This window comes from Streptomyces sp. IBSBF 3136, assembly GCF_036815105.1.
Lineage (GTDB): Bacteria > Actinomycetota > Actinomycetes > Streptomycetales > Streptomycetaceae > Streptomyces.
The window spans coordinates 1-3658 of sequence record NZ_JAJSZC010000394.1 but is presented as its reverse complement, the minus strand read 5'-3'; the positions used below and the strand labels follow the sequence as shown (position 1 = coordinate 3658).

Genomic DNA, 3658 nt, shown 5'->3' with positions numbered 1-3658 from the left:
GTCCGGGACCGTGGCGGGGACCGGCACCATGACGGGGTTCGCGGCTGTGCCGGGCACCGTGACCGGGGCGGCGACGGGGATCGTCGTGGGGGTGGCTCCCGGACCGGACGTGGAGACGGCTCCGGAAGCGGCGCCCGGGTGGCCCACGGCCGGGACGCTCCCGGAGGAGGACCGCTCGGAGACCGGCGACCCCCTCGTGTTCGCGCCGAGCCGGCGCGACCGGGCCGGGCTCGCCCTGCGGGAGCGGCTGCCGGTGTGGGTGCAGGCGCGCTGCGGAGTGGAGCGGCGGGGAGTGGTCGCGCTCGCCGTGGTGCTCATGGTGGCGGCCGTGCTCGCCGTCCACCACTTCTGGGCCGGCCGGACGCAGACCGTGAGCGCTCCCCAAGTGGTACGGGCGCAGACTCCGTTCACCGATCGGGGCGGGAGCGCGGACGCGGACGCCAAGCCGGCCCGGGCCCCGGGCACCTCGGCCACGCCGGGCGCGGAGATCGTCGTCGACGTGGGCGGCAAGGTCCGCAGGCCCGGTGTCCGGCGGCTGCCGGCCGGCTCGCGGGTGGCCGACGCGCTGCGGGCGGCCGGTGGAGTGCGGCCGGGCGTGAGCACCGAGGGCCTCAACCAGGCCCGGTTCCTGGTGGACGGCGAACAGGTCCTGGTCGGTGCCACCGCGGCGGCTGCGGTCCCGCCGGGGCCGGGCGGCGGCACGGGCTCCGGACCGGCGGGCCAGGGCCCGGCAGCCCCGGTCTCCCTCAACACGGCGACCGTCGACCAGCTCGACACCCTGCCCGGGGTCGGTCCCGTGCTGGCCCAGCACATCATCGACTACCGCACCCGGCACGGCGGCTTCCGCTCGGTGGACGAACTTCGGCAGGTCAACGGCATCGGCGACCGCCGCTACGGCGATCTGCGGACCATGGTGCGGCCATGAGCGGCACCCTCGGCCGAGGTGCCCCCGATCGCGGCGCCCCCGATCGCGGCGCCCCGGCCTCGGCCGACCTGCGTCTGGTGCCTCCCGCACTGGCGGCCTGGGCGACGGCCGCCCTGGTCATCGACGCCCCACCGAGGTGGAGCGCGGGCGTCGCGGCCGTCTGTCTGATCGCCGGTGCCGTCCTGCTGGCGGTCCGGCGGCGGGGGAGGCCGGGCCGGACGCCCGGCCGGTCCGGCTGGGTCCGTGCCCCGCTCGCCGCCGTGCTGCTGTGCGTGGCAGCGGCCGCCGCCTCCGCCGGGCTGCACGGTGCGGACCTGCGGCGCGGGCCGGTACCGGAGGCGGCGCGGCGGTTCGCGACCGTGACCGCCGAGGTCGAGCTGACCGGCGATCCCTGGCCGAGCAGGCCCCGGGTGCGGGGCGACCACGCGGCCCCGGTGGCGGTCCTGGCCCGGGCGGAGGTGCGCCGCGTGGAGGGCGGTGACGGAGCGGCGGTCAGCACACGTACCCCGGTACTGCTGGTCGTCGACGGGGACGTCCCGGCACCCCGGGCACCACCCACCGAAGCAGCGCCCGGCCCTCCCGCCGCACCCGCCGCGCCCGTTGCCCCCGATGAGCCGTCCGCACCCGAGGCGACCGTCGCCACGGACGGACCCGGCGCGCCGCATGCGAGCCGTGCGCGGCAGGCATGGCTCGGGCTGTTGCCCACCACCCGGTTGCGGGTCGTCGCCCGGCTGGCGCCCGCTCTGAGCGGCGCCGGAGACCGAACCGCGGCCGTGCTGCGGGTACGCGACGAGCCCCCGCCGGAGGTTGTCGCGCCACCGAGCGGGCCGCAGCGGCTGGCCGGCGGGCTCAGGGCCGGCCTGCGGGAGGCGACCGACGGCCTGCCCACGGACGCCAGGGCGCTGCTCCCAGGACTGGTCGTAGGCGACACCTCGCGGATCACGCCCGAGCTGGACGAGGCGTTCAAGGAGACGGACCTGGCACACACGCTGGCCGTGTCCGGCAGCAACCTCACGATCCTGCTCGCCCTGCTCGTCGGGCCGCCCGGCCTGGCCCAGCGCGCCGAGCGCCGCGGACTCGCCCCGCGCATCGGGCTGCCGCTGCGGGCCACCGCCCTGCTGGCGGGTGCCCTCACGCTCGCCTTCGTGATCGTCTGCCGGCCCGACCCGAGCGTGCTGCGGGCCGCGGCCTGCGGCTGTGTGGCCCTGCTCGCCCTGGCGACCGGGCGCCGCGGATCGCTCGTCCCGGCGCTGGCCACGGCCGTCCTCCTGCTGGTGCTCTACGACCCCTGGCTGGCCCGAAGTTACGGCTTCCTGCTCTCCGTGCTGGCCACCGGCGCGCTGCTTGTGACGGCACCGGGCTGGAGCGAGGCGCTGCGACGGCGCGGGGTGCCCGCGCGGCTCGCCGAGGCGCTGGCCGCGGCCGCCGCGGCGCAGGCCGTGTGCGCACCGGTCGTGGCGGTGCTGTCGGCACGCGTGAGCCTGGTGGCGGTGCCCTGCAACCTGCTGGCGGAGGCGGCCGTCGCTCCCGCCACGGTGCTGGGGTTCGCGGCGCTCGCCACGGCACCGGTGGCGATGCCGGTGGCCAAGGGGCTGGCCTGGTGCGCCGGTTGGCCGGTCGGCTGGATCGCGCGGGTCGCCCGGACCGGGGCCGCGCTGCCCGGTGGGGGAGTGGACTGGCCGGGGAGCTGGGCCGGGGCCCTGCTCCTCGCCGCGGTCACCGGGGCCGTCGTCCTGGCCGGCCGGCGGCTGTCGCGGCATCCCTGGTGGTGCGGTGCGCTGGGGGTGCTTCTCCTGCTGGTGGTGGTGCGGCCGGCGCCGCTGGCCCGGGTGGTCACCGGCTGGCCGCCGCCGGGCTGGCGGTACGCGATGTGCGACGTCGGGCAGGGCGACGCGACCGTGCTGGCGGCCGGTGAGGGGGCCGGGGTGGTCGTGGACACCGGGCCCGATCCCGTGCGGGTCGACCGCTGTCTGCGGAAGCTGGGCATCACGCGGGTTCCCCTGGTCGTCCTGACCCACTTCCACGCCGACCACGTCGCGGGGCTGCCCGGTGTCCTGCGCGGCCGCTCGGTGGCCGCGATCGAGACCACGGACTTCGAGGAACCGGCCGACCAGGTCGCGTTCGTACGGAAGGAGGCTGCCGATCGGCACATCCCGCTGACCCGGGCCACGGCAGGGGAGGAGCGGCGCACCGGACCGGTGTCCTGGCGGGTGCTGTGGCCGCCGGCCGCCCCCGCCCCGGGGCAGGTCCCGGCGGTGGAGCCGGACGGGCCGAACGACGCCAGTGTGGCCCTGCTGGTCCGGACCGGCGGACTGCGGCTGCTGCTGCTCGGGGACCTCGAACCCCCGTCCCAGCAGGCCCTGGCGCACTCACCGGCCGCGGCCGAACTCGCGGGGGTGGACGTGCTGAAGGTGGCTCACCACGGCTCCGCCTACCAGGACCCGGACCTGATACGGCTGGCCGCTCCCCGGGTGGCGCTCATCTCCTGCGGCGCCGACAACCCCTACGGCCACCCGGCACCGGCGACCGTGGCGGCGCTCCGGGCCGGCGGGGCGGTGGTCCTGCGCACCGACCGGGACGGAGCGCTCGCGATCGACGGAGGCGATGGAAAGGGCGCGAACGAGACGAGCGGCCGAATCGGTGGAGCGGCCCGGGAGGTGAGGGTGACGAGAGACTGAGCGCGAGCCTCCGACCGAGACCGGCCCCCCACGCCCCCGAGCCCGAGACCGAGAC

General features: G+C 77.8%; 2 protein-coding genes. Both read left to right on the top strand.

Translation table 11 applies throughout. From position 1 onward, the window contains the following. Positions 1-28: 28 nt before the first annotated feature. Positions 29-925 carry a ComEA family DNA-binding protein gene (locus V7E45_RS39345; protein ID WP_333779092.1) on the top strand — a complete coding sequence of 299 codons (897 nt, stop codon included), beginning with the start codon at positions 29-31 and terminating at the stop codon, positions 923-925. Further along, entirely contained in the window at positions 922-3603 is a 2682-nt protein-coding gene (locus V7E45_RS39340; RefSeq protein ID WP_333779091.1) for a ComEC/Rec2 family competence protein, read from the top strand. The genes V7E45_RS39345 and V7E45_RS39340 overlap by 4 nt, the downstream gene beginning before the upstream one ends. Positions 3604-3658 lie beyond the last annotated feature (55 nt).

Coding starts and splice junctions, on each gene's coding strand:
- V7E45_RS39345 (WP_333779092.1), top strand. CDS start 29: ATGACGGGGTTCGCGGCTGTGCCGGGCACCGTGACCGGGGCGGCGACG.
- V7E45_RS39340 (WP_333779091.1), top strand. CDS start 922: ATGAGCGGCACCCTCGGCCGAGGTGCCCCCGATCGCGGCGCCCCCGAT.